The 24,950-nt window shown below is 26.7% G+C and carries 29 protein-coding genes; 26 read left to right on the plus strand and 3 right to left on the minus strand.

The genetic code is table 11. The annotated features are described in order from the left end of the window. Positions 1 to 104 precede the first annotated feature (104 nt). Positions 105 to 497 carry a (deoxy)nucleoside triphosphate pyrophosphohydrolase gene (locus tag BLP75_RS07305; protein WP_092724994.1) on the minus strand — a complete coding sequence of 131 codons (393 nt, stop codon included), beginning with the start codon at positions 495 to 497 and terminating at the stop codon, positions 105 to 107. Positions 498 to 753: 256 nt separating this feature from the next. Between BLP75_RS07305 and BLP75_RS07310 the strand changes: the two genes are divergently transcribed. The 10 genes from BLP75_RS07310 (at position 754) to BLP75_RS07355 (ending at position 8,003) form a co-directional block, all read left to right on the plus strand. Beyond that, positions 754 to 975, plus strand: coding sequence for a hypothetical protein (locus BLP75_RS07310; RefSeq protein WP_092724995.1), 222 nt, complete (start codon positions 754 to 756; stop codon positions 973 to 975). A gap of 39 nt (positions 976 to 1,014) precedes the next feature. Next, the gene (locus tag BLP75_RS07315; RefSeq protein WP_092724996.1) at positions 1,015 to 2,052 is read left to right on the plus strand and encodes a restriction endonuclease; all 1,038 of its coding nucleotides are present in this window, start codon (positions 1,015 to 1,017) and stop codon (positions 2,050 to 2,052) included. A gap of 240 nt (positions 2,053 to 2,292) precedes the next feature. Further along, complete coding sequence (locus tag BLP75_RS07320) at positions 2,293 to 2,622, plus strand: DNA-binding protein (protein ID WP_092724997.1); 330 nt, start codon at positions 2,293 to 2,295, stop codon at positions 2,620 to 2,622. Positions 2,623 to 2,736: 114 nt separating this feature from the next. Continuing rightward, positions 2,737 to 3,189: a DUF4829 domain-containing protein gene (locus BLP75_RS07325; protein WP_092724998.1), complete on the plus strand. Its 453-nt coding sequence runs from the start codon at positions 2,737 to 2,739 to the stop codon at positions 3,187 to 3,189. Between the two features lie 85 nt (positions 3,190 to 3,274). After that, complete coding sequence (locus tag BLP75_RS07330; protein WP_170827938.1) at positions 3,275 to 3,793, plus strand: FmdE family protein; 519 nt, start codon at positions 3,275 to 3,277, stop codon at positions 3,791 to 3,793. Between the two features lie 202 nt (positions 3,794 to 3,995). Further along, positions 3,996 to 4,340, plus strand: coding sequence for a hypothetical protein (locus BLP75_RS07335; protein ID WP_092724999.1), 345 nt, complete (start codon positions 3,996 to 3,998; stop codon positions 4,338 to 4,340). 158 nt (positions 4,341 to 4,498) lie between these two features. Beyond that, entirely contained in the window at positions 4,499 to 4,981 is a 483-nt protein-coding gene (locus tag BLP75_RS07340; protein ID WP_092725000.1) for a hypothetical protein, read from the plus strand. A gap of 139 nt (positions 4,982 to 5,120) precedes the next feature. Next, positions 5,121 to 5,633: a hypothetical protein gene (locus tag BLP75_RS07345; RefSeq protein WP_092725001.1), complete on the plus strand. Its 513-nt coding sequence runs from the start codon at positions 5,121 to 5,123 to the stop codon at positions 5,631 to 5,633. A 115-nt stretch (positions 5,634 to 5,748) separates the two neighbouring features. Then, the gene (locus BLP75_RS07350) at positions 5,749 to 6,060 is read left to right on the plus strand and encodes a hypothetical protein (protein ID WP_092725002.1); all 312 of its coding nucleotides are present in this window, start codon (positions 5,749 to 5,751) and stop codon (positions 6,058 to 6,060) included. 203 nt (positions 6,061 to 6,263) lie between these two features. Further along, positions 6,264 to 8,003 (plus strand): ABC-F family ATP-binding cassette domain-containing protein, encoded by a 1,740-nt coding sequence (locus BLP75_RS07355; protein WP_092725003.1) that lies wholly within the window; start codon positions 6,264 to 6,266, stop codon positions 8,001 to 8,003. Between the two features lie 106 nt (positions 8,004 to 8,109). Here BLP75_RS07355 and BLP75_RS07360 read toward each other — a convergent pair whose 3' ends face one another. Then, positions 8,110 to 8,367, minus strand: a complete 258-nt coding sequence (locus BLP75_RS07360) for a hypothetical protein (RefSeq protein WP_092725004.1) — start codon at positions 8,365 to 8,367, stop codon at positions 8,110 to 8,112. A gap of 716 nt (positions 8,368 to 9,083) precedes the next feature. On the opposite strand from BLP75_RS07360, the gene BLP75_RS07365 reads away from it, so the two are divergent. The 11 genes from BLP75_RS07365 to BLP75_RS07415 all read left to right on the plus strand — a co-directional run bounded on the left by BLP75_RS07365 (position 9,084) and on the right by BLP75_RS07415 (position 19,493). Continuing rightward, positions 9,084 to 9,476, plus strand: a complete 393-nt coding sequence (locus BLP75_RS07365; RefSeq protein ID WP_092725005.1) for a bleomycin resistance protein — start codon at positions 9,084 to 9,086, stop codon at positions 9,474 to 9,476. Between the two features lie 108 nt (positions 9,477 to 9,584). Then, positions 9,585 to 10,757, plus strand: a complete 1,173-nt coding sequence (locus BLP75_RS07370; RefSeq protein WP_092725006.1) for a DUF4932 domain-containing protein — start codon at positions 9,585 to 9,587, stop codon at positions 10,755 to 10,757. Between the two features lie 208 nt (positions 10,758 to 10,965). Further along, positions 10,966 to 11,772 (plus strand): MerR family transcriptional regulator, encoded by an 807-nt coding sequence (locus BLP75_RS07375; RefSeq protein WP_092725007.1) that lies wholly within the window; start codon positions 10,966 to 10,968, stop codon positions 11,770 to 11,772. A gap of 55 nt (positions 11,773 to 11,827) precedes the next feature. Further along, positions 11,828 to 13,180 carry an MATE family efflux transporter gene (locus tag BLP75_RS07380; RefSeq protein WP_092725008.1) on the plus strand — a complete coding sequence of 451 codons (1,353 nt, stop codon included), beginning with the start codon at positions 11,828 to 11,830 and terminating at the stop codon, positions 13,178 to 13,180. Between the two features lie 240 nt (positions 13,181 to 13,420). Then, positions 13,421 to 14,095: a PHP domain-containing protein gene (locus tag BLP75_RS07385; protein ID WP_092725009.1), complete on the plus strand. Its 675-nt coding sequence runs from the start codon at positions 13,421 to 13,423 to the stop codon at positions 14,093 to 14,095. A gap of 351 nt (positions 14,096 to 14,446) precedes the next feature. Further along, complete coding sequence (locus tag BLP75_RS07390; RefSeq protein WP_170139114.1) at positions 14,447 to 15,673, plus strand: S41 family peptidase; 1,227 nt, start codon at positions 14,447 to 14,449, stop codon at positions 15,671 to 15,673. Positions 15,674 to 15,707: 34 nt separating this feature from the next. Further along, entirely contained in the window at positions 15,708 to 16,169 is a 462-nt protein-coding gene (locus BLP75_RS07395) for a GNAT family N-acetyltransferase (protein ID WP_092725011.1), read from the plus strand. A gap of 271 nt (positions 16,170 to 16,440) precedes the next feature. Continuing rightward, positions 16,441 to 16,620 (plus strand): hypothetical protein, encoded by a 180-nt coding sequence (locus BLP75_RS07400; protein ID WP_092725012.1) that lies wholly within the window; start codon positions 16,441 to 16,443, stop codon positions 16,618 to 16,620. A gap of 70 nt (positions 16,621 to 16,690) precedes the next feature. Continuing rightward, on the plus strand, positions 16,691 to 17,362 hold the full coding sequence (locus tag BLP75_RS07405) for a Type 1 glutamine amidotransferase-like domain-containing protein (RefSeq protein WP_092725013.1): 672 nt from the start codon (positions 16,691 to 16,693) through the stop codon (positions 17,360 to 17,362). 68 nt (positions 17,363 to 17,430) lie between these two features. Next, positions 17,431 to 18,654 carry an MFS transporter gene (locus BLP75_RS07410; protein WP_170139113.1) on the plus strand — a complete coding sequence of 408 codons (1,224 nt, stop codon included), beginning with the start codon at positions 17,431 to 17,433 and terminating at the stop codon, positions 18,652 to 18,654. A 68-nt stretch (positions 18,655 to 18,722) separates the two neighbouring features. Then, entirely contained in the window at positions 18,723 to 19,493 is a 771-nt protein-coding gene (locus BLP75_RS07415; RefSeq protein ID WP_092725015.1) for a class I SAM-dependent methyltransferase, read from the plus strand. Between the two features lie 59 nt (positions 19,494 to 19,552). On the opposite strand, the gene BLP75_RS07420 is transcribed toward BLP75_RS07415, so the two are convergent. After that, a complete protein-coding gene (locus BLP75_RS07420; protein ID WP_092725016.1) occupies positions 19,553 to 21,151 on the minus strand; it encodes a peptide chain release factor 3 in 1,599 nt (532 codons plus the stop codon). A 326-nt stretch (positions 21,152 to 21,477) separates the two neighbouring features. On the opposite strand from BLP75_RS07420, the gene BLP75_RS07425 reads away from it, so the two are divergent. From BLP75_RS07425 to BLP75_RS07445, 5 genes are all read left to right on the plus strand, one after another. Next, entirely contained in the window at positions 21,478 to 21,702 is a 225-nt protein-coding gene (locus BLP75_RS07425) for a hypothetical protein (RefSeq protein WP_092725017.1), read from the plus strand. 42 nt (positions 21,703 to 21,744) lie between these two features. Next, the gene (locus tag BLP75_RS07430) at positions 21,745 to 22,197 is read left to right on the plus strand and encodes a GNAT family N-acetyltransferase (RefSeq protein WP_092725018.1); all 453 of its coding nucleotides are present in this window, start codon (positions 21,745 to 21,747) and stop codon (positions 22,195 to 22,197) included. Positions 22,198 to 22,377: 180 nt separating this feature from the next. Continuing rightward, positions 22,378 to 22,917 carry a hypothetical protein gene (locus BLP75_RS07435; RefSeq protein WP_092725019.1) on the plus strand — a complete coding sequence of 180 codons (540 nt, stop codon included), beginning with the start codon at positions 22,378 to 22,380 and terminating at the stop codon, positions 22,915 to 22,917. A gap of 341 nt (positions 22,918 to 23,258) precedes the next feature. Further along, positions 23,259 to 23,726 (plus strand): GNAT family N-acetyltransferase, encoded by a 468-nt coding sequence (locus BLP75_RS07440; RefSeq protein WP_170139112.1) that lies wholly within the window; start codon positions 23,259 to 23,261, stop codon positions 23,724 to 23,726. Between the two features lie 50 nt (positions 23,727 to 23,776). Beyond that, positions 23,777 to 24,904: a DUF1648 domain-containing protein gene (locus BLP75_RS07445; RefSeq protein ID WP_092725021.1), complete on the plus strand. Its 1,128-nt coding sequence runs from the start codon at positions 23,777 to 23,779 to the stop codon at positions 24,902 to 24,904. The last annotated feature ends 46 nt before the right edge of the window (positions 24,905 to 24,950 follow it).

Raw genomic sequence — 24,950 nt, forward strand, 5'->3', positions numbered from 1 at the left:
TGTTATATAAAATCAACTATCTTTTTTATATAATGCCAACTCCTAGGCTTGAGCAACGGACCTGGTTTTAGGTCGTTGGCGACAGGAGCGAAGCGACTTTTTTATTACTCAGATATTAACTTATTTACCGCAGGAATATCAGCAGGAGCCCATCTTAAAGACTCAAGGTTCTCACGTCTAAACCATATAAGCTCAGAATGCTCATTAGAAGTTGGAAGTCCTTCAACAATCTTACATCTGATACAGATAAGATTAACTATAACATTTTCGTATTCATGAGTATTATCATGGAAAACATCTAAAGCTTTAATTTTACAATCTAGTTCTTCCATTATTTCACGCTCAATAGCATCATTAAGCGATTCTCCACTTTCAACCTTACCACCAGGGAACTCCCACATATTTGGAAGCGTCATTTGAGGAGATCTTAGGGCACACAAAACTTCATTATATTCATTTTCTATAATAGCAGCAACTACTTTTAAATTTTTTTTCATAAGATTCACCTCGTTGTTATTTATATATAATTATACAATAGGTTTAGAAATGATTAAATATGTAATATAATTTAATTATGATTAAAGTGATAGCCTCCAATGTAGCAAAATGGACAAGGTTGCAACTGAGCTTGTATGTTAGGCACTAGAGTTGAAAATTCAAATTATTTGCTAGGGTGAGGATATGCTTTGACGGGAGCAGGAGCTATAAAGCTATAGAGCATGTTAAAATAAAAAGATATGGGAGAGATATAATATGAATGAATTTGAAGAATATTTAAGATCGTTAGGTACACTAAGTGAAAAATCTATTAAGGATGATATGTCTAGGATAAACATAATGAAAAGTAGAAACATTGATTATACAAAGGGAGAAGAGTATGTAAAAGCAAAGCTTGAAAAGACTAATTTATCTGAAAGTACTATAAAGAGTTGTTTAAGGTTGTGTAGAAGGTACCAAGAGTATAATATAAAATAGAAATGAATAGAGTACTTAAAGTCAAAGGGAGAGATAAAAATGAATATATGGTTACATAGAATATCTCATTGTATGGATATTTCATATCCATTGATAGATGAAAATTATCTATCAATAGGATTTTCTGATTTTTGTAACAAGGAATTTTTAGAAAAGACTATAGATGGTGATTGGAAATTTTTTAATAATCGATTTGTAGAAAAGTGGAGCGATCTAAAAAAGACTAGGCACAACCTATGGAGATTTATTAATGAATTTAAAAGAGGAGACTGGGTTTTAGTTCCATCTTGGGGTGAATTCTCTATATATGAATTAGAAGAGGAAGTAAAATTGATAAATAAAGATGTACTTCCAAGTAAATTAAAAGAAAGTGGATTTGAAATTAAAGAAGACGGTAAGCTATACGAAAATAATAATCTTAGAGATATTGGTTTTGTATGGAAGGTAAGACCTATAGCAAAAAATATACCTAGAAAAGAGGTATTTGAAAGATCCCTTATATCTAGAATGAAGATAAGAAATACAAATGCAAATATAACAGATTTAAAAGTTAGCATAGAAAAGATAGTAGATGAATGGAAAAATAATAAATTATCTACTTTTCATTCAAGTTTATTAGAAAGTATATTAAGTAATGTAGAGAAGAATATTGTTGAAAGGTTAGATCCTGATAAATTAGAACAACTAGTAAAGTGGTATTTTTATAAAATTGGAGCTAGTGATGTATACATACCATCTAAAAATGAATCAGGAAAAGAAAATGGAGCAGATGCAGATGTTATAGCAACATTTGAAGCTATAAAAGTTATTATATATGTACAAGTTAAACACCATCAAGGATGTACGACGGAATGGGCAATAGATCAAATTAATGAATATAAAAATCAAAAAGAAAATTTATATGATGAGTATACATACATACCTTGGGTAATAACATCTGCTGACATTTTTTCAGATATAGCAATAAGAAAGGCAAAAGAGTATAATGTAAGATTAATAGATAAAACAGGTTTTAGCAAAATGCTAATTGATATTGGATTTAGTGATATAAATGATGCATTTAAAGATAATAAATAAATCTGGGCTTTCTTATCTAGCAATTTTTAATGCAATTATTTTCAGATTTTATTTTTTTAGCAATTTATATGTTAAATAAAAAGTAATTATTGTAAGTAGAATCATAATTTTTATAAAAGCTATATGGTAGTACAAAAATCGTATAGTGCGAACTATTTACAGGGGGTTAAATTGAATATAATAAGTATAACGGCACGGCTATTAAGGTTGTGTAGCAAGATGTTAAAGGAGAGAATACATATGGATAATTTATCAGCTCTTATTATAGGGGCATCAATAGCTATATCAGGATATTACATAGGCAATGGAATAAGTAAGGGTTTAATATTTTTTAAAAGCAATAACTCTAATTACTCTTCAGATAAATTTGGAGATATTCTATTTCAAGAAAATGAAGATATATCTAATCCTAAATTAGTTAATAAAAAATATATAGCTAAGAAACTGGGAGTTTCTAAACATGAAATTGATTATTTAATAAAGGAATATCCAAACATAAAACATATAAATATAAATGGAAATATATATTACGATAAGAGTTCAGTGCAAAATTGGATTGATAAAATTTGAGAATAATCAAGACTATATAGTGAGAAATGGCTACTAGCACATCATTTGTTCAAAATTTATTTAAATAATTTGAATATTATTATCTATAAATATAGATACAGAGAAGGGAACATTATGTTTAACATGAAAAATAAAAAACTAATAGCTATATTTTTCTTAAGTATAATTTTAGTTATATCAGGAATTGCATATTATAAAAATAAAATAGAGTGGCAGTATAACCCTATTAAAGTTATACAAAAATCTTTTAAATTTAAAAATAAACATGATTCTGAGGCATATAAAAAATGTTATAAATATCCAGAATCTATACAAGAAGACAGTATAGATAATATAGAATCAGTAAATATCATAAATATAGATAAAGTAAACGATGCAAATTTATATAAATCATTTATAGATAGTAATAATATAGATGAAGAAGATATTGAAATATATAAGGTTAAATATGATATTAAATTTAACGATGAATCAAAGTCATCTATAGGTAATGGAGAGGATGAAATAGACTATATATTAGCAAAGGATCAAAGCTCAAAGTGGAAAATTTATTCTTGGGGGCGTTAATAGTTTATTAAGTTAAATATTAAAGAAAGGCTACTTTAGGTTTGATAAATATTATTTAGAGCGCTTTAGTAGAATGGTATAAGTTATGAAAACTTGGGAAGAAGTAATTAAATTTCACGGACATGAATGTCCAGGCTTAGCAATAGGATATGCTGTATCAAAAGCAGCTAAAGAATACTTAGAGCTAGATTTTTCACAAGATGAAGAAATCGTTTGTGTATCAGAAAATGATGCATGTGGATTAGATGCAATACAAGTAATGCTTGGATGCACTGTAGGAAAAGGTAACTTATTAATAAGACTTAGAGGGAAGAGCGTATATCATTTTTATAACAGAAAGAACAATAAGTCAGTTAGAATGTGTTTAAAACCAAAGAACAATGATTTATCTAGGGAAGAATACAAAAATTACTTAATAAATTCTAATCCAATGGAATTATTTGATTTTTCAGAGTCAAATGTAGAGCTTCCAGAAAAAGCTAGAATATTCTTATCAGAAGTTTGTGAAATATGTGGAGAAAAATCATCTGAACAATTTACAAGACTTCAAGAGGGGAAAAAAGTTTGTTTAGATTGTTATAGTGATTATAAAAGATTCTTTTAATAAATCAATGATAAAAGCACGAATAACTTTTTATATTATAAATCGGAGTATAGATGGATTTATGCAAAACTAAATCCGTCTATACTCCGATTTGTATTGAATAGAACACTTAGGTAAAAGAGAGCGAAAAATGAATATCTGGGGTTACATATGTACGCATACCATTTAAAAATATAAAAATCAAATTTAAGGAGATTATTTTATGAAATTAATGAAATTAGCAGAATTAAAAGGACATGATGTATATGAATTTTCATATTTAAACAATTATAATGAAGATTCTTCTGATGGGCATTGGAGTAGTGAATCTATCTATATTTCAGATGAAGAATTTACGATTTTATCTGAATTTATAGATGCAGCTATAGAAAACTTCAATTATTATGGACCTAATAAAATCCATATTGAGCAATGGAATAATGTAAGGTCTAGATTTAATAGTTTAAATGTCAAAGATAATGACATCAAAAAATTTTTCTTAAACATAGAATATTGGTTAAAGTCTGACTTAAATAAATCAGATTGTTTTTGGATTTTAGGGTTATAGATATATTTAGCTATAAAACCTACCATTCAGGTATAAAAAAAGACCTATCGTGCACATCTTATTTACAAATTAAACTCAGTATAATAATATTTTATTTAAATTCATAGGTAAGAAATTTTACGATATTTTAATATAAAATATACGGAGGTAAGATAGAGTTGATAAAATATTATTTTTTATTACAGTTAGAATTAAATTTATCAAATCATATGATATTTAAAATAATAAAAAATTCACAAGATAGATGTTGCGAAATTGGTTTTTTAGTTTTAGAAGATTATAGACGTCCAGGAACATTAGAGGATTTTGAATACTTAAAACCAGTGTATGAAGATGGAACATTTGAATGGGAAGATGATGGTAATCTAATTGTTGTAAGTATATATACTTATGATGAGATTAATCAAGAAGAAAAAGAATCTTTATTAGAATTAGCTTCTACATTAATAGAGTTTAAACCAAATGTAAACCATAGAGTAGATTTCTTTGTTTCAGATGAACTTCTAGAGATTAAGGATAAGGATTGGTACAATCAAAGGTATTATAAGTCTGCGTTACAATATCTTTTAAATACTCTTGAAAAGAAGATAAACATAGATGATTTATCTGAGGATGATTTCAATTATTTATCTCAAGATTAGGTATAAAATTAATATAGATGTTAATTTATTTATACAATTATTAATAATTTACCTTCTGCATTTTTTCAATATATATAATAAAAATCATAGAACTGACTTAAATACATTATTTTAGATTAACATGGGGGGATTAAAAATCATGAAAACACTAGAAGAAAAACTTTTTAAACATTACATAGGTTACTTAGATGAAAGAGATGAGTATCAAAAAAGTATAATATATAATACTCTTGCAAAAGTAAATATGTATTCATTTTATTTAATTTCGATTTTAATGATGGGAAGTCTTATCTTTGATTCTATTAATCATCAGTTTACATTTGGGACATTTGCATTATTTTTTATTCAGCAATTTAATGCATATTATATTTTTATAAAAATAAGAAAAAGCGGTGTTGATACAACAGAATTTTATGATAATGCTACATACATATTACAGTTAAAAAGATTAAAAAAACAATCAATGATGGCTGGGATACAATGGGGTCTTTGGATGCTTATAATGATGGAGTATATATTCCCAGCACTTGAGGGCGAAAAAATTGAAGTAGGTTTAATTTCATTTGTTATATGGGCTTGTGGAGGAGCTTTTTTTGGAGGCACTATGTACCTTTTGGGGAAGCTAAAGTTAAAAAAGGTTGATAATAATTAATTATATTTTAAATACATAACTTAGTCTTTAAAGTAAAATCTAGGTATCCTTAAAATGCTTATTCAAACAATATGATATAATAATGTTGATACATTTATGAAAAGGGGAGAGATAAATGCTAAATATATTAATAGGCCTTTGGTTTATATACAGAGCATATCAACTAAAGAAAACTAAAAATATAAAAAAATATGGAATGGACACTTCTAAAAAAATAAAAGACACGGATGGATATATAAATTTATTTTCTAAAGCATATTTTTTAACTGGTACAATTTCAGCTATATTAGGAGTAATCATGACACTAGATAAATATATTATTGAAGTACCAGTAGGGATAGCGGTACTGTTAGCAAGTCTATTCATTATATTTATTATTGCAGAGGTAATTATAGTAAAGAAAAAAAGACTCAAATTTATTCAATAAGATTAAGACATAGCAACATATTTTTGTGTAAATATTTTTTTAAAAATAACACTTAGTTATAATAAGATTTAATTAAAATGATTGAAATTAGTCGCAAAAAATGTTATGCTTACAAAAGTAAATTAAAAAAAAGAATGTCGTTATTATACATAGAAGAGCTTATTTTTATAAGCTCTTTTTAAATGATAAAGAGAGGTAATAATATGATAAAAATTGACAACTTGTCTTACTCATTTCCGAACAAAGATCTATACAATAAGATTTCATTTACATTAGAAGAAGGTCAACATTGTGCTTTTATAGGAGCCAGTGGTAGCGGAAAAAGTACACTGATAGATATAATTATGGATCCAGAAAGATATATGTTTGATGGTAAATTAGAAATGGATCAAAACTGTAGAATTGGATATGTAAGCCAGTTCTCACAACTAGAAAAAACAAAAGAAACTACTGTTTTTGAATATATAGCAGAAGAATTTATTAAACTGCAAGAAAAAATCGCATCTATTTGTACTGAAATGGAAACATCTTCAGATATAGAGACTTTATTAGAGCAGTATCAAGAAGCTTTAGATGCATTTGATGCAATTGATGGTGATGATTACGAAAGTAATATTAATAAAAAACTAAATCTTGCAAACTTAAATAAGCATAAAGATAGAATGATATCTGAACTTAGTGGTGGGGAGTTTAAACTTATTCAAGTAATTAAGGAAATGCTTAATAAGCCAGACCTAATGATTATGGATGAACCAGATGTATTTTTAGATTTTGAGAATCTTAATTCTCTTAAAAATCTAATTAACTCTCACAAAAAAACAATGCTAATTATTACACATAATAGATATCTATTAAATCATTGTTTTAATAAAATTATACATCTTGAAAATACGGAACTTCAAGAATTTGATGGAAGATATATTGATTATAATTTCTCATTACTTCAAACTAAGATTGAGATGCAAGAATTAGCTATTGCTGATGATGAAGAAATTGAAAGAAATGAAGCTTTAATAGAAAAGCTAAGAGAAAGAGCAACTTATAATGCTGAAGCATCTAACGGAAGAGCTTTAAAAGCTAGAGTTAAAATTCAAGAAAGATTAGAAGCACGTAGAATTAAAGCTCCATTTGTAGATATTAAACAACCTGATATAAATTTAGTTACTGATAATGAAATAGAAGAGACTGTTGCTTTAAAAGTTAATGATTTTAGTGTAGCTTTTGATGAAGTACTTTTAGAAGATGTTAACTTTGAGATTAAATCTAATGATAAAGTAGCTATTATTGGTACAAACGGAGTTGGAAAAACTACTTTACTTAGATCAATATTTAAAAATAATAGTGATTCTATTGAAATAAATGACAACATTGAAGTGGCTTATTTATCTCAGATGCAAGGTGAGATACTAAATGAGTCTAATACAATACTTGAAGAGTTTTACGATGCAGGATTTGAAACTTACAGAGAGATTAGAAGATATCTTTCAAATTATGGTTTTGGAGAAAAATTTATTGAACAAAAGATAGAATCTTTATCTGGTGGAGAAAAAAATATTCTTCAATTAGCTAAAGTATCAGCTAGTAAAGCAAATATGTTGCTTCTTGATGAACCTACAAGTCATTTAGATACTTATTCACAAATAGCTCTTGAGAAAGCTGTAAAAAATTATAATGGTGCAGTTTTAATGATTTCTCATGATTATCATTTTATAATTAATTCTATGGATTATGTTTTAATGATAGAAGATAAGAAAATTAGAAAAGTTAATATGCGTAAATTTAGAAAGATGATTTATGATACTCATTTTGATAAAGACTATTTACAAATAGAGCAAAAGAAAAAAGAAGTTGAAATGAAAATAGCACTTGCTTTAGTAGACACTGACTTTGAACTTGCAAGAACTTTATCTGAAGAGTTAGAAGGACTGATTAAGTTACTTTAAATAGTATCTTTTTAAATAAGTAAGTTATAAGCCTCTTAGAGTTTGCAGATTAAATTAAAAATCTGTTAATTTTAGGGGGCTATTTTTATGACATCACAAAAAGTGGTTAAAAATTAACCACTTTAAACATAAATGCTACAAGAATAAAAGTAACGATAAAACCAACAACATTTACTTTGCTCTTAGATTTTATCTCTGATATCGCACTATTTATAAGTCTAATTAAAAAAATTATAATAAAAATATTTGCAACTAATTTAAATAAATTGAAAGATGCATTAGGTAAAAATAGTGAATCAAATATAAGTAAGCAAAAGGTAGATACAATTGTTATTGTAGATAGTTGTTTTTCTGTTAACTTCAAACAATCACCTCTTTAAATTTTATAAAACAATTATATAATATTTACCATAAAATAACAAATTATAGAAACTACTACTTCAAGAGTGTTTAGAATTTAAAATATTATAATATAACTTTAAAGACAACAAACAAATATATAGCCCATAATGAAACACTACCAAGCAACAAGGCTATCATATAGGTTTTAAAATCCATATTTTTATATGGTTTTAAAACTAAGAATAACGAGTATTGTCCATATAAAGCAAAAATAACACACAAAAGAGTATATGTGACGATATAAAAGGTGTTATTTCGGTTAAATAGTAAGTAATCTATAATAGTCACTAGAGGACATAAAATAATTAATATCGAAAATGGTTTAAATTTATTTATACTCAAGTGTGTCACATCCTTTCATGATAAGTAAAATTTAAATTTAGTATAAATGAATAGAAAATATATCAATAAGTTTTAAAAACTAATACGATAAGTAAATACACAAGTAGTATGGCAGTAAAAACTAAAGTAAAGTTTACATAACCTTCATTTTTATACGTAGTAATAGATTGTTTAATTATAGGATAAAATTACCAATATTTCAATAGAGGTCAAGGTAGCTAATATTAGTAAGAAAAAAGTTAAATTATAGGATGTGTAAAAAACTTAGCAGGTATTTGGGGATAAGTGAGTAAATAATATTAATAAGATAGATATAAACATTTAGGGGGAGGGTTCATGAAATTTAACTCATTAATACCAGAACTATCTGTAAATAATATTGAAGATACAAAGTATTTTTACATATCCATTTTAGGTTTTAAACTAGAATATCAAAGACTGAATGAGAAATTTATGTTTTTATCTTATGGAGATAGTCAATTTATGTTTGAAGAAATTCATTCATATGGATGGAATACAGATGTTTTAGAATATCCATTAGGTAGAGGGATAAATTTTTCAATAGCTTGCAATGACATTGAACGCCTATATGATATTGTTAAAAATAGTAAGATAAATATTTACAGAGAGCTAAAAGAAACTATATATTTATGTGATGGAAATGAAGAAGTTCAAAAGGAATTTCTTATACAAGATCCAGATGGTTACTTACTAAGGTTTACAAATTAATAAATATAGTCTAGTTTAAAAGAATAATTACGAAAATCCTACAATAGAGGAATAACAGTGGATTTAGTAGAATAGTTACTGTAACTAAAATTGTATGAGGGGGAAGTAATGAATAAAATGAAAAAGAATAAAGCTATTTCATTAGTACTTTGCATAATATTAGTGTTTGTTACAGGTTGTACTTCTACGAGAGTTGAGAATAAACATGATACTAATGGAAAAGAAAATAAACAAATAGTAAAAGAGTTTAACAACATTAATATGATAGTAGATCCTAGAATTGAGTTGCTATCTGTAATTATTTATTTATGTCCAGATTATAACGAAAGTACTAAGAGCATTACACCAGAAAATTTATCATATAAGAAAGATGTAGAAGAACGCTTTAACAAATTTAAAAACCATAAAGCAGTAAATATATTTAGATCAATGTTTAATAATAATGGATTTAGTTATGATGCACCACCTACAGCTATGTTATTTTTAAGCAATACACCAAATTTAACCTTAAGAGAAGATATAGATAAACAAGATTATGTTTATACTCAGTGTATGGAAAGAGCTGGAGGAGAAAAGAAGTTTCTAAAATTCGTTGAAGCACTAAATGATTTTTGTGCTGAAACAAATTTTTATGAATTTTATAATGAACATTTAGATTATTATAATAAGATAATAGACAATACAGTAAATAATTTAGAAGATATAGATTATGTTTCTCAAGTAGAAAAATACTATGGTAAAGAACAAAGAGGATATAATATCGTACTAAATGGCATGCTTTATGCAAATAATTATGGTCCTAAAATAAAAAATAAAGATGGAAGCTATGATTTATACTCTATATTAGGATCAAGTGGAATAAAAAATGACGTACCAGTATTTTCTGATGATGTATATTTTAAATATATTGTTAGACACGAATTTGGTCATTCTTTTGTAAACTACTTAGCTACACAAAATATTAAAGAAGTTAATAAATATTCTAAACTTTATGAACCAATAAAAGCTGATATGGAAAAGCAAGCATATTCTACGTGGGAGACTTGCTTAAATGAGCATATTGTAAGAGCTGCTGTTATAAGGATTACTGATATTTATGGAACTAAAGAAGAAGTTGACAAGTATCTAAAAATGGAAAAAGAATGTAGTTTTATTTATGTAGAGGATATAATAGATTTACTAAAAAAAGAGTATGAGCCAAATAGAGATAAGTATAAAACATTTGAAGATTTCTATCCTCAAATTTTAAAACTGTTAGATAAATTGATGCAGAAAAACTAGTAAAGACTAGAACTTAGCATAGTTAAGTATAGACTATTAAAAACTTATATTTTAAATTACCTAGAGAGTATATATAAACTTAATACTCTCTATTTTTATTGCTCTATAAAATGTTTACTTTAATCAACAGATTATGATATATAATTAAAATTGGTATAATATAGATAAACAAAAACTTAAATATAGATTAAACTTAGGAGCAGAGATTATGGAATGGTTAATGACAGTAGGTCAAATTAGTAAGTTATTTAATATTACATCTGAAACACTTAGACACTATGATAGGATAGGTCTATTAAACCCTATAATTAATGAAGATAATGGGTATAGATATTACTCATTAAAAGAAATAGAAATGCTAGATTTAATATTAGATGCAAAGTACTTAGAAATACCTTTATCTAACATTAAAGAAGCACTAAAAAATGAAAGTATTGATAATTACATAGATTTAATAGATTTACAAGAAAAAACTATAGATGAAAAGATTGAACATTTACTAAAAATAAAAGAACAAGCAAAACAAAAGAAAGCAATTTTAAATGAAATGCTTAATTTTGAAAATAACTACGATTTTGAGAAACTAGAAATCAAGAATGAAGATAATACAATAGTATTTATTCCTATAGAATATCTAATAAATAGTAAAATTAAACAAAAAGATAGTTCTTTAAGGTCTTTGTACTTAGAGCCATGGATGATAATGTATGAAGCTAAAGATAAAAATACTCTAATAGATGATAAAAAATATATGGCTATATATGAATACAATACAAGTAATTTAATAATTGAAGAAGATAAAAAGATATATAAGAAAAAATATAAAGGAAATTTTATTAAAACAAAGTTTGTAGGAACGATGGATGAAGTAGAAGAATATATAAAATTGATTTTAAGTAACTTTTACGATAATAAAGAAAATCTAAATTTAGATATTAGTATTAATTGGATATGGGTAGTATACAATGAAAAAGGAACAATTAATTTTGTAGAAATAACTATACCTTTAGATTAATTGCTATTGACATTTGTGTTACAAAAAGGTTTATACTTGTTTCGAGGTGATAAGTATGGATCAAACAATTTTAGGAACAGAAAGACTATCTAAGCTATTTATTAAATTTACGATACCAAGTATCATAGGAATGATATTTATAGGAATACAAGGAATAATAGATGGGTTATTTGTTGGAAATATAATAGGAGAAAATGCTCTAGCTAGTGTCAATTTAGTTCAGCCTTATATGCAACTTATAATGGCTTATGCTTTAGTTATAAGTGTTGGTGCTCAAAGTATAATAGGTATAAGCCTAGGCAAAGGAGAAACTGAAAAAGCACAAAATGTATTTAGAACAGCATTAATTTTATTAGTTCTAGCATCAGTTGCTGTAACTATATTAGGATTATTTTTTAGTGATAATATAGCATTAATGTTAGGTGCTAATGATGCATTAGTAGAAGGTGCTTCTACTTATATAAAGACTATATCGTTATTTGTAATATTTGTATCTGCAATGTTCTTATTTGAAATGGTAGTAAGATCAATTGGGAAACCAACAATATCATTAATAAGTATGATAGTAGCGGTATTAATAAATGTAGTGTTAGATTATTTATTAATTAAAAAATTCAATATGGGAATAAGTGGAGCTGCATTAGCAACTGGAATCTCATATTCTACTGCATTTTTTATAAATATAATACCTTTTTTAAGCAAAAAATCTTCTATTAACATATATAAAGGAAAATTTGCTAAAGTTGAAATATTCCCAATGATGTACAATGGTTCATCAGAAGGAGTTTCTTCAATATCAAATGCATTGTCTATGTTTTTATTTAACACTGCACTTATGAAAATAGCTGGTGAAAGTGGTATAGCCGCATTCTCTATAATCAATTATATAGCTCAAGTTGGATATATGATACTATTTGGTATAGCTGATGGTATTAGACCTATAGTAAGCTATAACTTTGGTGCTGAGAATAATGAAAGAGTACAAAAGCTATTAAAAGCATCAGTAATCGTTAATATAGTAATCGGAGTTATAATATTTATAATAATGTCTGTATTCTCTAAGCCATTGATAAATATTTTCTTGAAAGATGGAAAAAATGTATTAGAAATGGCAAGTACTGGAGCGAGAATTTATGGATTAGCATTCTTATTTAATGGTTTAAATATATTAATATCTTCTTATTTTACAGCTATTGATGATGCAAAATCTTCAATAATAGTAGCTGCAAGTAGAGGGCTAATTTTTATATTTGTTGGTATACTTGTACTACCTTATTTATTTGGAATAAATGGAATATGGGGAACTATAGTTTTCGCAGAGGTAGTGACTATATTTATATGTTATAGATTATTAAAGAAAAATAAGTTAAGTAGTGTAAATTCAGAATGTAAACCTGTAGTTAGATAAGTAAAGACCCATCATATAATTAAAATGATTATATGATGGGTCTTTTATTAAATCTTAAGAATTTTATTAAATTAAATTTTTAATTTATAAATAATTTATTTCAACTTTAATCAGGTATATATTAATCAAAGCTAAATTTTTAGTATCAAGTTTATTATTAGTAATTATTATGATATATTAAAGGGTAGAAGATTTAAATTAATATAAAATAAAAAGGGAAATTACATCAAGGAGAAAAATATGAAATTTAAATATGACTTACATGTACATACAAAAGAGGTTAGTCCTTGTGGACGCCTTAGTATAGAAGAAATAATAGACCAATATATAGAAGACGGCTATTCTGGGCTAGTAATTACAGACCACATGAGAAGGGGCTATTACAGAAAATGTAATAAAGAGGATTGGAAGGAAAAGACAAATGAATATTTCTATAGCTATGATAGAGCTAAAGAATATTGCAAAGATAAGGATTTTTATATAGGTCTAGGTATGGAAATTAGTTTTAAAAGTGATACTAATGACTTTTTAGTATATGGATTTGAAAAGAATGATTTTTTAGAAAATGAGTGGATGATAGAAATGGAATTGAAGGAATTTTATAATAAGTTCAAGGACAAAGCTGTTATTATACAAGCTCATCCTCATAGAGAAAGAGGTAGTAAACTAGAAGATATAAACTATTTACATGGATTAGAAATATTCAACCTAAACCCAAGACACAACAATCATAATGATTTGACGGAAGCTATTTATAAAGCGAATCCAACTTTAATAGCTACAGGTGGAAGTGATGTACATAAGCAAGAAGACCTATGTGCAACGGGTATATATACAGATAAAAAAATTACTTCGGATAATGAATTAGTTGATATATTAAGAAGTAAAGATTTTAAGATAATCGGAATGGATTAGTAAAATTGTAATATCATTAATACAGATAAAAGATATATTTAAATAAAAAGTGAATACAAGATATGTTGATGCAAAATACCCTACGTCTAGAAAATAGACGTAGGGTATTTTGGTATGCTAAGTTTTTCAGATATTTTAATTCATTGTTATTTATATGTAGCTATACAATGATATTTATAAATTAGCAAACTAAATAACTTTTGGCAAATAGATATATGAAAAATAAGTTATAGGACAAAGTTAATTGTTCATAAATTTTATTATTTGAGAGTGAAAAATTATGCATGTATTGAATAATAAAAGATTAACGTTAAGAGAATGAATATAATTTTATTTTTAGGAGGTAATTATTTGAGAAGAATAATAAGTTTAATTTTATTAATTTTCTTATTAAGCCTATCAATTGGATGTAGCAGAGACGAGAAATTAAAAGAATTAAGTAAAGAAGAAAAAGTAGAGGATTTTAACTATTATATAAATACAATGAAAGAAAATTACTGTAATTTTGATGTTTTTTATAATAAATACAAAACAGAATACTTAGATCTTTATGAAGTTTTAAAAAAAGAAATAGAAAATAGTAACAACAATCAGGAATTTTATGACATAATGAATGCTTCAATAAGTTTACTTCAAGATGGCCACACTAATTTAATACCCCCAGATAAAATAGATTGGTGTAGAAGTACATATAAAAGCGATTATCAACTTAACGTTTTAAATGATAAAGATTTAGTAGACAAAAATAAAAAATGGGAAAATTATTTAGCGCAAAACAATAATTTACAAAGTTTAGATAAAAAAGTTAATGAAAAAATTTATGAAAATAACAAAGACAATATACAAACAAATATAATTGATAATGAGATAGCATATCTTAAAGTTAATAACTTTACAGAATTTAGTGATGAGGATATTAGTAAAATAAATAAGTTATATAAAGAGATTAATAAGTATAACGATTATATTATAGATATAAGAGGCAATGGTGGTGGGAATAATCAACTGTGGATTAATCATATTGTAAGCCCCATAATAAATAAGACATATGAGAGCACCACATATGCACTTCATAAGGATGGAAAAATAACAAAAGATTATTATGCAAAAAGAGGCATAGATTTAAAAGAAATAAATAAATTTCCTGATAAAGATATACTAGAGAAAGTAAAAAATATAGAGGATTATAAATATTATACTGAATATAAATTAAATATTTATAATGGTAATATGTATAAAATTAAGCAGGATGAAAAAGGTTATAGTGGAAATATATATTTATTAGTAGATAGAGGTGTATTTTCATCATCTGAGGGATTTGCTATATTTTGCAAAGATAGTGGCTGGGCAAAGGTTGTAGGGAATGAAAATACTGGAGGAGATGGTGTGGGTATTGATCCTATAGTATTTAAATTACCGAATAGCGGGTTAGCTGTTAGAAGTACAGCAGAGAAAGGCTTGAACAAAGATGGTAGTAGTAATTTGGAAAATGGAACATCATTAGATTTATATATGAACTCTTTAGATGATTTAATTAAGTATATAAAAAATAGCAATCTTAATTTTAGCTATAATTAAAGGTTGATTATACTAAAAATGAAGGAGGTTTTATATGAAGAAGTACCAATTTATAACTGGAAGCGTAGAATTAGTAGATTGCGTAAAGCCATTATGGGAAAATTTAAATGAACATCATAAAGCTAGTTCAAACTATTTTGAGTATAGATTTTCAAATCTTAAATTTGAAGACAGAAAAAACAAGTTTATAAATGATAATAATGTAGATATCAAAGTAGATTTAATTAAAGATATAGATAAAAACTTATACATTGGATATTGTATTAGCACCATAAATAAAGAATTAGTAGGGGAAATTGATTCGATTTTTATAGAGGCAGAGTATCGTAAGTATGGCTTTGGTGAAGAATTAATGAATAGAGCATTAGAGTGGCTAAATAGTAAGCATTTAAAAACAAAGAGAATAGTAGTTGCAGAAGGTAATGAAGAGGTATTAGAATTTTATAGAAAATATAATTTCTACAAAAAAAGTATGATTTTAGAAGAGAAGTTATAAACGTTAGGAGGAGACTATGGAAATCATTTCTAATACAACTTGTTAAAGGAGATCTAACGAATATGTAAAATTTTATGCAGTAAAATTATGAATAAAAATATGTTAGGGCTAGTGATAAGAAAGGAGCAATAATATTAATATTATTGCTCCTACAGTCAGTTAAAAATAGATATACCGTTGTATATGGATATAATAGACAATTAAACTCTAACTTTTGATATAATTAAATTAACAATCATTATAAATTATGAGTTAAAGAGGTGGTAATAATATGAACTTTTCATCATTTAGAAAATTAGATTATATATTATTTTATGCAATTATTGCAGGGCTATTTATAGCTCAATTGTTTGAATTATCTGTAACCGTTGTAATAGGTACATTAACAGTAGCTGCAATTCCAGCTTTAATTTTAGGTACTATAACTAATCTTATATTTAAAAAGAAATGAATAAAGTTAATATGGTAGTAATAGTTATACTTTATACAAAATAAATCATTAGAATAAGGTAGGGGAGACCATGATAAATATCTTAATTAGTAGATATAATTTTGATGAGACTTGGTGTTATGAAAGATTAAAAGGTATTATTAATAGTAATCATAGAGTATTAATAGTCCCTTTATCATTTGATAATAGGAAAATAAGCAGTGATGAAGATTGGCAAAAATCATATAATCCTAACTATGGAAAATATTATAAGGAAGTAGTATCTCCATTTGCTAGTTATGGGATTAGAGAAGATAATATTAGCTGGATAAATTATTTCACAGATGAAAAAGAAAATATCATAGAAATGATAGGAAAGAGTGATATTTTATTTTTTACTGGAGGACTTCCAGATAAAACAATGGATAGATTAAAGGAATTAGGTTTAATAAAATACATAGAAACATTTAAAGGTATAATAATAGGTGCTAGTGCTGGTGCAATGATACAAACTAAAGAATATCATATTTCTCCCGATAAAGATTATGATACTTTTTCATACAATATAGGGTTAGACATTATAAAAAGTTTTAATATCGAAGTTCATTATAATGAAACAGATATACAAAAGTCTTCTATAAATCGAGTGTTGGATGAAAAGAAACGAATAGTTTATGCCATTAAGGATACTGGAGCTATTGTTATAAATAATAATCACATAGAATTACTTGGTGATGTGACTAAATTTAATAAAGTTATATAGCTAGAGCACTGGAATTAATATACTATTATAGATGGTATTTTAAATTACTACATTTAGGGGGAATGCCTATGAAGTTATGGAATAGAAACTTTTTTCTACTATGGCAAGGTCAATTAGTATCTGTTTTTGGAGATGCGTTATACTCAATAGCTTTAGGATTTTGGGTATTGCAAGAAACTGGATCAACTACAATTATGGGTAGTATTATGGCTTTAGTTACAATACCCAGAATAATACTAGGTCCTTTTGCAGGTGTTATAGTAGATAGATGTGATAGGAAAAAGTTAATTATACTTGGGGATTTAATAAGAGGAATAGGAATGTTAATTATTGCTATATTAGCACTAAATGGTTCATTGAAAATATGGATGGTAATGCTAATGGGAATAGTGCTTGGAATATGTTCATCTTTTTTCAATCCGTCAATACAGTCTGTACTTCCAGAAATAGTCCCAAGTGATAAATTAATTAAGGCAAACTCATCATACCAAATGGCAACTACAGGAGCAGACATAGTTGGTCAATCTATAGGAGGTCTTTTATATACAGTCATAGGAGCACCTTTAATGTTTTTAGTCAATTCAGTATCATACCTATTTTCAGCTTTTACCGAAGGATTTATTAAAATTCCTAAAATAGAAAGAAAAAATATAAATATAACTTTTAGAGAAGATTTTATGGAAGGTATAAAATTTATACTACGATTTAAAGGATTAATTAGAAGTTTAATTATGGCTTTCTTTGTGAATTTTTTATTTGGAATGATAAGAGTTCTAATAATACCTTGGTTTGTATCTGATCCTTCTCTTGGGATGGCAAAGTATGGAGTTTTAAATGGATTTCAAAGCTTTGGATTTTTAATAGGTACATTTGTATTATCATTTATAACTATTAAGTCAAATCAGAAATATAATGTTTATATCTTTTCAATAGTAACGTTTGTATCGCTTATAGGGTTAGGGGCATTTATAAATAATTTTGTAATCATCATCATATGCTTTACTAGTGCATTTGGATTTATGTTTGTATTTAACACAGTTGCAAACTCAACAATAATGGAACTGACACCAGCTGATAAAAGAGGAAAGGTATTTGCTACAATAGGTACTTTAGCAATGGCTATTTCACCTATTGGAAATTTTGTTGGTGGGGTATTAGGTGAATTTATGAATCCTAGGGCTGTTATAATGGGAAGTACCATAGTTGGACTTATTATTGTATGTAGTATTGTTGTAAATCCAGAGGTTAAAAAGTTTATAAATTATGAAGCTGAAAAAATAGATGCAAAATAAGTGAATTTGAACTACTAAAAAGATACAGTAGAATGTTGTAGAGATAATAAATAGGGGGTATTAAGATAATGGATATAAGAAAACACAATGAAATTGCTTGGGACAATGAAGTTAAGATAGGAAACAAATGGACGATACCAGTAAGCTCTGTAGATGTAGATATGGCTAAGAAGGGAAATTACACAATACTATTAACTCCAACAAAGCCTGTACCTAACAATTGGATAGGAGACGTAGCAGGAAAAGACTTATTATGTCTTGCATCTGGAGGAGGGCAACAAGGGCCTATATTTTCGGCACTTGGAGCCAATGTAACAGTTTTTGATAATAGTAAGGAGCAATTATCAAAAGATGAAATGGTAGCTAATAGAGATAACTTAAATATAAAGCTTCAACAAGGTGATATGAGAGATTTATCAAGGTTTGATAATGAAACTTTTGATTTTATATTTCACCCAGTATCTAACTGTTTTATTGATAATATTGAGACTGTATGGTCACAATGTTATAGAGTACTAAGACCAGGTGGGGTATTGATAGCAGGGTTCTCAAATCCTATTTCCTACATATTTGATTTATATGAATGGGAAAAAAATAATAAATTAATTGTGAGAAATAGCATACCGTATTCGGATATAGAACAACTTCCAAAAGATCAGTTAGAAGAAAGAATACAAACGAAAGATACATTAGAATTTGGTCACTCTCTACAAAGTCAAATAGGGGGTCAAATAGATGCTGGTTTTGTAATTAGTGGCTTTTATGAAGATAAGTTAGGGGATGGACTTTTAGATAAGCATATAGATACATTTATTGCAACTAAAGCAACAAAATTATAACTGAATGTAAAAGGATGTAGTAATATTTTATTTTATCACTACATCCTTTTTTGAATATATTATAAAGAAGTTTCTCTTAAACTTAAATTTTCATTTCTTTCAATAAAGTGTCTAATAGACCATTCATTTTGGAATAATACAACTGGATTTCTATTTTTATCTTCAACTAGTAGTGTATCCATTGGCATTGAAATCTTGTCAGATTTAGAAATATCATTTTCAATCCAACGTACATAGCGGTAAGGTAGTGAGTTCATTAACATGTCAACACCATACTCTTGCTTTAGACGATATTCTAAAACTTCAAATTGTAAAACTCCAACAACTCCTACTATAAGTTCTTCCATACCAAAGTTAGGTTGTTTGAATACTTGTATAGCACCTTCTTCTGCTAATTGTGTAATACCTTTTACAAATTGCTTTCTCTTAAGAGCATTCTTTGTAGAAACTCTTGCAAAATGTTCAGGAGCAAATTGTGGTATACCAGTGTACTCAAGCTTTGATTGTTTTTCACTTAAAGTATCACCAATATTAAATATACCTGGGTCATGTATACCTATAATATCCCCTGGATAAGCTGTATCTATTATAACACGGTCTTGTGCCACAAACTGTTGTGGTTGAGAAAGTTTTATCTTCTTATTTCTTTGAACATGATTTACTGCCATACCTTTTTCGAATTTACCAGAGCAAATTCTAAGGAATGCAATTCTATCTCTATGAGCTTTATCCATATTAGCTTGGATTTTAAATATAAATCCTGAGAAGTTATCAGAATTAGGGTCTATATCACCTAAGTTACTGCTACGAGGCATAGGTGGTGGTGTTATCTCTAAAAATGACTCTAAAAATGGTTCAACACCAAAGTTAGTAAGGGCACTTCCGAAGAATACAGGTGATAATTCACCATTTAATATTTTATCTAAATCAAAATTATCACCAGCTATATCTAAAAGTTCAATATCTTCTAGTAATTTTGAATGAAGAGCATCACCTAATAAAGTATTGAATTTTTCATCAGTTACTTCTCCAGTTATAGAGTTAGCGATAGATTGTCCGTGGTTACCATCATCAAATAATTCTATTTGATTTTTATGACGGTTAAATACACCTCTAAATTCTTTACCAGAACCAATTGGCCAGTTTACTGGGCAAGAACGAATTCCTAACACATTTTCAATATCTTCAAGTAATTCAAATGGGTCTTTTCCTTGACGGTCCATTTTATTTATGAACGTGAAAATTGGAATTCCTCTCATTTTACAAACGTGGAATAATTTCTTTGTTTGTTCCTCAACCCCTTTAGCAGAGTCAATAACCATTACTGCACAGTCTGCAGCCATAAGAGTTCTATAAGTATCTTCACTGAAATCTTGATGCCCAGGAGTATCAAGAATGTTTATACAAAAGTTATTATATTCAAATTGAAGAACACTTGATGCAACAGATATACCTCTTTGTTTTTCAATTTCCATCCAGTCAGAGACTGCATGTTTTTGAGATCTTCTTGATTTAACAGATCCTGCTTCACGAATAGCTCCACCATATAATAGGAACTTTTCAGTTAATGTAGTTTTTCCTGCATCGGGATGGGAAATGATTGCAAAAGTTCTTCTTCTTTTAACTTCATCAATCAAGTTTAAATTTTGTTCTGTCATTTTTTATCATCCTTTATTTTAATTTTATGATTATCCAAATATAAAAAATTATATTTATTAACAGTTTTAAAATGGACATAATTTTTTATGTACTATAAAAAGCTATAATCCTATTGATATTACAACTTTATTGCAAAACTGTCAATATGGAAGCTAACTAAATTATAGCAATAATGAGACTTAGTTAATAAAAAAACCTCTTTATTAAGAGGGTTTTTATTGTGTATATTACTGAGATATTAATTTATCTACAGTAAGAATAACAATGCTATGTCCTGTGTGTAATAATTCTGATACAATTAAATAAAAAGTAGAGGGAGGAAACTATGAATAGAAGAGGAACTGGAGCAATATTTTGTTTGATATCGGCAATATTATATTCAACAAGATATATAAGTGCTGCAATTTTTGGATCAAATGTTTCTTCATGGGATGAAGAGTTGTTTTCGAATATGTTAAGTTATGTAGGAGGCACCCTTACAACATTAAGCATAATTTCACTAGTTATAGGAGTTGTATATCTAATATTAGCAGAAAAAAACAATGAGTAGTTGCTAGTGAATTTATTGAAATAATTTAATAGGAGAATTGACATGGAAATAAGAGAATACAAAACAAGTGATTGTAAAGCAATCACTGATTTATTTTATAATACAGTTCATTACATTAATTCAAAAGACTATACACAAGAACAGTTAGATGTATGGGCTACAGGAAATATAGATATAGATAAGTGGAATAAATCTTTTTTAAATAACTATACAGTAGTTATGGAGGACAATGGAACTATAGTTGGTTTTGGTGATGTTAATAATGTAGGTTATTTAGATAGATTATATGTACATAAAAATTATCAAAATCGTGGAATAGCAACATCAATTTGCGATGTATTAGAGAATAAATATGATGTAGACCACATTATAACGCATGCTTCTATAACAGCAAAATTATTTTTTGAAAAGCGAGGATATATAGTAGTAAAAAAACAATTTGTAGATAGAGATGGTGTTCAATTAATAAATTATGTAATGCAAAAAAATAAATAAGTTATTTACAACAGATACTTGGTTAATATACAAAGTGATTAAGTTAAAACTTTTAAACTAATATTAAATTGATGTTAAACATTTGATATTTACCTAAAGATTTAACTCTTACCAACGATAATAGTAGTATTAATTAACCTTAATGGTGATTAATACTACTATTATTGGGAGGAAACACATATGAAAAAGTCAAGAGCAAGGGTAATAGCATTAGTAGGGGGAGCAGTAATAGCATTAAATTTAACTACTCCAATAATATCTAATGCACAAGCAAGAACTATATCTAAAACAGAAATATCTTCAAAAGTAACTGCAGTTAAACAACAAGTAGCATTAAAAAAGGCAGAGCTACAAAAACAACTTGATGCTAAAAAGCAAGAAGTAGCACTAAAACAAGCAGAGTTACAAAAGCAACTTAATGCTAAAAAGCAAGAAGTAGCATTAAAGCAAGCAGAGCTACAAAAACAACTTGATGCTAAAAAACAAGAGATAGCAGTAAAAATAGCACAATTAAAAGGTGCAAATAAAGAACAGAGAAAAGCAGAGCTACAAAAGCAATTTGAAGCTAAAAAACAAGAAATAGCCCTAAAGCAAGCAGAGTTACAAAAGCAACTTGATGCCAAAAAGCAAGAAATAGCATTAAAGCAAGCTGAATTACAAAAGCAATTTGAAGCTAAAAAACAAGAAATAGCATTAAAACTAGCAGGATTACAAAAATAGTTTGAAATATATCAATTATAAATAGTCAATTATATTAAAAATACTAATATAATTGACTATTTTAAATGAGTTTAAGTAATTTATTGTATTTTGAGTTGAGAGAGTAATAATTTAACTCTCTTTTTTTGTGTTCACAAATATACTTTTATATAAAGGTGTTTTAACTAAGTGGATACTTAATAAATAAGTTAAAATATGTAATTTCTGTTATAATTAAATTAAAACTTACTATAAACTTATTAAGTACATCTGATTTTATTTTTAGTGTGAGGCTATGTGAATGAATTATTTAGATGACTTAATTAAGTATAAAAAAGGGAAAAATATAAGGGGGGGATATGGTGGAAAATTACTGTATTAAAAACGTTGATTTCAATGATATAGAAGAAGCGTTTAAATTAGTAAAAGATGTATTTATGGAATTTGATGCTCCAGATTACAGCCAAGAGGGAGTAAATGAATTTATAAATCAAATAATTGAAAATAAAGAGTTTATTAATAAATTTAAAACTGGTGAACAATTAATGATAGGGGCTTTTCATAACAATAAAATTATTGGAGTATTAGCTATTAGTATAAGGAATCATATATCGCTTGTTTTTGTAGATAAGAAGTACCATAGAAGGGGTATTGCAACAAAGTTGATCAATGAAATTGTTAGTAAGTTGAAATTGAAAAATGTAGATAAAATTAAGCTGAATTCATCGCCGTATGCAATACCATTTTATGAGAAAATAGGCTTTATAGCTATTGATGTAGAACAAATTAAAAATGGAATAAGATATGTACCAATGGAGTTTACGTTGTAAAATATAATTACATATGAAGTGATTATTATAGGGAGTATGGGGGAAGAAATATGAATAACAATATGGTTTTTTTAGCAGTACTTATACCTATATTTTTAATGTTTCACTTGTTTATATATAACATACAGTTTTTAAGTGGAAAAAATTATTTTTATGGTGTATATGTAAAAAATATTACATTAAATGAAGAAGACAAAATGCGAATTGATAAAGGCTATAAAAGAAAAATGAATTTAACATTATTAATAATGCTATTAATATTTATTATTAATATAGTCTTAAAAAAATATAGTAGTGAAATGATTATGGTAATCTTAATGCTTGGATATACAATCGTATCCTTTGTGTTTCTAAAAACATATTATGTAGAAGTGAAATCATTAAAAAGTAGCCTATTAAACTTACAGGAAAATCATGATTTAAAAAATGTGAATGAAAGCAAAAAAATAATTATAGATACAGAATTATTAAATGCAAAGGCTAAATTAAAGAAAAAGTTTACTGTATTATTTGGAATATGTATAGCATTATCTATAATTTCAGCACTATACTTAGCTATTAATTATAATAGTTTGCCAGATACAATAATTACTCACTGGGGGCCAGATGGAAAGCCGGATGGATTTTCACAAAAAAGCTTACAAAGCGTATTCTTTATTAGCTTTATAGATTTAACATTAGTAGTATTAATGGCATTTACGACCGTAGAAACTATTGGGGCTAGAGTATACATAGACATTGTTAATTTAGAAGAAAACAGAAAAAAAGCTATAACATACCTAAATAGATTAGGATATTGTTTTTTACTACTAACTTTAAGTATACAATCAATTACGACAACGATGCCAATTTTCATGGTTAATCAAATGAATGTACCTATGATATTATTTATACCAAGTATGATTTTACCAATGTTTTTCGGGATAGCATCTATGTATTACTTTATTAGACTTTCATCATTAAAAAGTAAAAATAAAGATATAAATTCACTAGATTCAGATGATGAAAAATGGATTTATGGATTTATATATTATAATAAAGATGACTCATCATTTATTGTAGAGAAAAGATTTGGAGCAGGATGGACTTTTAACTTAGCAAGTGTTAAAGGAAAAGTAATTATAGCACTTTTATTAGTTATGACAATTGGTTCACTGACAATTCCATTTTTTATATAAATAAAATAAACCACTATCTAAGTAAAATTTAGATAGTGGTTTTAAA

The organism is Romboutsia lituseburensis DSM 797 (genome assembly GCF_900103615.1).
Taxonomy (GTDB): domain Bacteria; phylum Bacillota; class Clostridia; order Peptostreptococcales; family Peptostreptococcaceae; genus Romboutsia_F; species Romboutsia_F lituseburensis.

Bases quoted from the DNA above. Each gene is read 5' to 3' on its own strand.
- BLP75_RS07320 (WP_092724997.1), top strand. From the start codon at position 2,293: ATGGATAATTTATCAGCTCTTATTATAGGGGCATCAATAGCTATATCA.
- BLP75_RS07310 (WP_092724995.1), top strand. From the start codon at position 754: ATGAATGAATTTGAAGAATATTTAAGATCGTTAGGTACACTAAGTGAA.
- BLP75_RS07365 (WP_092725005.1), top strand. From the start codon at position 9,084: ATGAAATTTAACTCATTAATACCAGAACTATCTGTAAATAATATTGAA.
- BLP75_RS07345 (WP_092725001.1), top strand. From the start codon at position 5,121: ATGAAAACACTAGAAGAAAAACTTTTTAAACATTACATAGGTTACTTA.
- BLP75_RS07315 (WP_092724996.1), top strand. From the start codon at position 1,015: ATGAATATATGGTTACATAGAATATCTCATTGTATGGATATTTCATAT.
- BLP75_RS07335 (WP_092724999.1), top strand. From the start codon at position 3,996: ATGAAATTAATGAAATTAGCAGAATTAAAAGGACATGATGTATATGAA.
- BLP75_RS07395 (WP_092725011.1), top strand. From the start codon at position 15,708: ATGAAGAAGTACCAATTTATAACTGGAAGCGTAGAATTAGTAGATTGC.
- BLP75_RS07355 (WP_092725003.1), top strand. From the start codon at position 6,264: ATGATAAAAATTGACAACTTGTCTTACTCATTTCCGAACAAAGATCTA.
- BLP75_RS07380 (WP_092725008.1), top strand. From the start codon at position 11,828: ATGGATCAAACAATTTTAGGAACAGAAAGACTATCTAAGCTATTTATT.
- BLP75_RS07330 (WP_170827938.1), top strand. From the start codon at position 3,275: ATGAAAACTTGGGAAGAAGTAATTAAATTTCACGGACATGAATGTCCA.
- BLP75_RS07405 (WP_092725013.1), top strand. From the start codon at position 16,691: ATGATAAATATCTTAATTAGTAGATATAATTTTGATGAGACTTGGTGT.
- BLP75_RS07430 (WP_092725018.1), top strand. From the start codon at position 21,745: ATGGAAATAAGAGAATACAAAACAAGTGATTGTAAAGCAATCACTGAT.
- BLP75_RS07325 (WP_092724998.1), top strand. From the start codon at position 2,737: ATGTTTAACATGAAAAATAAAAAACTAATAGCTATATTTTTCTTAAGT.
- BLP75_RS07385 (WP_092725009.1), top strand. From the start codon at position 13,421: ATGAAATTTAAATATGACTTACATGTACATACAAAAGAGGTTAGTCCT.
- BLP75_RS07435 (WP_092725019.1), top strand. From the start codon at position 22,378: ATGAAAAAGTCAAGAGCAAGGGTAATAGCATTAGTAGGGGGAGCAGTA.
- BLP75_RS07350 (WP_092725002.1), top strand. From the start codon at position 5,749: ATGCTAAATATATTAATAGGCCTTTGGTTTATATACAGAGCATATCAA.
- BLP75_RS07445 (WP_092725021.1), top strand. From the start codon at position 23,777: ATGAATAACAATATGGTTTTTTTAGCAGTACTTATACCTATATTTTTA.
- BLP75_RS07400 (WP_092725012.1), top strand. From the start codon at position 16,441: ATGAACTTTTCATCATTTAGAAAATTAGATTATATATTATTTTATGCA.
- BLP75_RS07370 (WP_092725006.1), top strand. From the start codon at position 9,585: ATGAATAAAATGAAAAAGAATAAAGCTATTTCATTAGTACTTTGCATA.
- BLP75_RS07425 (WP_092725017.1), top strand. From the start codon at position 21,478: ATGAATAGAAGAGGAACTGGAGCAATATTTTGTTTGATATCGGCAATA.
- BLP75_RS07420 (WP_092725016.1), bottom strand. From the start codon at position 21,151: ATGACAGAACAAAATTTAAACTTGATTGATGAAGTTAAAAGAAGAAGA.
- BLP75_RS07305 (WP_092724994.1), bottom strand. From the start codon at position 497: ATGAAAAAAAATTTAAAAGTAGTTGCTGCTATTATAGAAAATGAATAT.
- BLP75_RS07410 (WP_170139113.1), top strand. From the start codon at position 17,431: ATGAAGTTATGGAATAGAAACTTTTTTCTACTATGGCAAGGTCAATTA.
- BLP75_RS07415 (WP_092725015.1), top strand. From the start codon at position 18,723: ATGGATATAAGAAAACACAATGAAATTGCTTGGGACAATGAAGTTAAG.
- BLP75_RS07375 (WP_092725007.1), top strand. From the start codon at position 10,966: ATGGAATGGTTAATGACAGTAGGTCAAATTAGTAAGTTATTTAATATT.